At 65.5% G+C, this 2,186-nt stretch carries 3 protein-coding genes; 2 read left to right on the top strand and 1 reads right to left on the bottom strand.

Annotation, left to right across the window (positions count from 1 at the left end):
- Nucleotides 1–653, bottom strand: a 653-nt coding sequence (locus GFH49_RS22375; protein ID WP_155057891.1) for a helix-turn-helix domain-containing protein, incomplete at its 3' end; no start/stop codon positions are given.
- A 225-nt stretch (nt 654–878) separates the two neighbouring features.
- Between GFH49_RS22375 and GFH49_RS22370 the strand changes: the two genes are divergently transcribed.
- Both GFH49_RS22370 and GFH49_RS40280 read left to right on the top strand, forming a co-directional pair.
- Entirely contained in the window at nt 879–1,313 is a 435-nt protein-coding gene (locus GFH49_RS22370) for an ATP-binding protein (RefSeq protein ID WP_230396424.1), read from the top strand.
- A 328-nt stretch (nt 1,314–1,641) separates the two neighbouring features.
- The coding region (locus GFH49_RS40280; RefSeq protein WP_230396423.1) for a hypothetical protein at nt 1,642–2,186 on the top strand (545 nt) is incomplete at its 3' end.

Genomic DNA, 2,186 nt, shown 5'->3' with positions numbered 1-2,186 from the left:
GCACCGGTGAATCCCTCCAGATCGAAAGGGATGACGCGGACGGTGATGTGATCCACTTCGGAGAGTTCGAGTAGACGGACAAGCTGCGTCCGTGAAGCGGCTCGATCGCCGACCATGATGCGCAGCGCGGCTTCGTGGATGACCGCCTCGTACTGGATGACATCGGGGCCTTCGATGATCACCTTGCGCTGCATCCGGTGTCGGACGCGCAATTCAAGCTCGTCATGGGGAAGTTCTGGGACGCGGTCGGCAAAGACGGCGCGAGCGTAGTCCTCTGTCTGGAGCGGACCTGGGATGAAGAGAAACTGGGCTTCCCTCAGGAACGTGGCATGACATTCCAATTCGGCGAGATCAAGGAATGACGTGGGCAGCAGTCCCCTGAACTCCTCCCACCAGCCGCGCGTCCGATCGGTGGCCATGTCAACCAGGGCATCGATGAACGCCTCGTCCGTGCAGGCGTAGTAGGCCGCGAGGCGGCGCAGTCGCTCCTCACTCACCCCCGAGAGACCGGATTCGATGTGACTGATCTGGACGGGGCTCACTCCGAGCAGCGCCGCCGCTTCCCGGCCACTGAGGCCGGCCGCATCGCGGAGCCTGCGCAGTTCGACCGCCAGGCGCATCTGACGTGCCGTTGGTTCGCGCCTCGTAGTCATCGACTGCCTCTCGATCCAACGCGCCTGTAGGCGCGACCCGTTCGGAGGGCAGATTACGTGATCGGCTTGCCGAACCGAAACATTAGCCCCTACCTTCAGTGATGCGACGCACACACTGCGGAACGCCGGGATGCCGGAAGCGCACCGCCCCGTCCTGCCATGACGGCCGCGGCACAGCCACCGCCCGCCGACCGCAAACTCCCACCACCCGAACGGAGTTCACCCGTGCCCGAAAACGAAGCCGACCCATGGGAGTACAGCCTCTACATCCCCAACGACCTACGCGCAGTCACCGTCAGCCGCCGCACCCTCCGCCTCATCCTCACCATGCACGGCCTGATCGGCCTGGTCGATGTCGCCGAACTGCTCGCCGCGGAGTTGGTCTCCAACGCCGTACGGCATACGAAGGGGCCGGCCGCCCTCCGGGTGCGCTGGTCGGCGGGGGTACTGCGGATCGGGGCGTGGGACGCGGATCCCCAACCACCGGAACCTCCACAGCCGTTGGACCTTGCCCCCGACCGCGAGGACGGACGTGGGCTCGCGCTCGTCCGGGCCTGCGCCGACACATGGGGCTGGCAGCCGCTGAGCAGACACGGCAATCGGGGCAAGTACGTATGGTGCCAGCTGAGCCCGGCTCGCACCGGCTCAGGCGGTGAGTAGAGCAACGATCACGCGTATGAAGATCGTTGCGGCAGTCGCCGGTCGTCGACTGCGCTGTCCACGGGGGACGTGTGGCAGACGAGGTGCTGTGACTGCTTCACACGCCCTTCCGCCAGGTCCGAGTCGGCTGGCCGTGCTCGTCCCAGGTGTAGTCCTCCAGGAGAGCCATCCCGTTCTCGGGGAACACTTGCTTCGCCACGAGCACATCCATGGGATGCTCTCCAGAGCTGCGCCTCCTGCAACTCCGGAAGCACCTCGCGCGTTGGGCGGCGTCCAGGGCCCACGTCGAGTCCGCACCTCGGTGGGCCGCGGCGATCACCAGTGCCAGTTGCAGGCCGAGATCGTACGAGACCTGCTCCCCTGCCAGCTTGCGACACCCACGCTCCACCGCCGCACGGATGTCCGCAAGGTTGTCGGCCACGAGGTCACGACGCAGCAGAGCGCCGATGTGCCGGCCGAACTGGACACGGTCCGAGATGGCCAGCAACGCCCGCACCGTATGCAGACGTTCGCCGCCGGTGCTGCGCTCTTCGACCATGTCGCCGCTGTCCCCCACGGCGTCAGCGAGCAGCCCGAAAGTGTCGTCCTGACCGTGAAACCCCGAGTCGGGCGGCTTTCCTCGGCCCACTCGTATTCGGCGAGGGGGACCTTGCCATCCTCGCTGTTGATCATGCATTTAGCAAGGACACCGTTCGGATGCCAGCGCTTGAACTCTCCGGACACGAACTCCGTTGCGCGTGCAGGTCACGCGGCTCACCAGATGTCCCGCCAGGTAGTCCTCTGCGCCCCCTGTATAAGGCTCCTCGGCATAGAGCAACCGATGATCGAAGCCGATGCCGACCTCGTCGTCGTCAATGTCGATTCGTCGCATTT

The sequence above is a fragment of the Streptomyces blattellae genome (assembly GCF_009709555.1).
Classification (GTDB): Bacteria; Actinomycetota; Actinomycetes; order Streptomycetales; family Streptomycetaceae; genus Streptomyces; species Streptomyces blattellae.
This window is presented reverse-complemented; position numbering and strand designations above follow the sequence as displayed.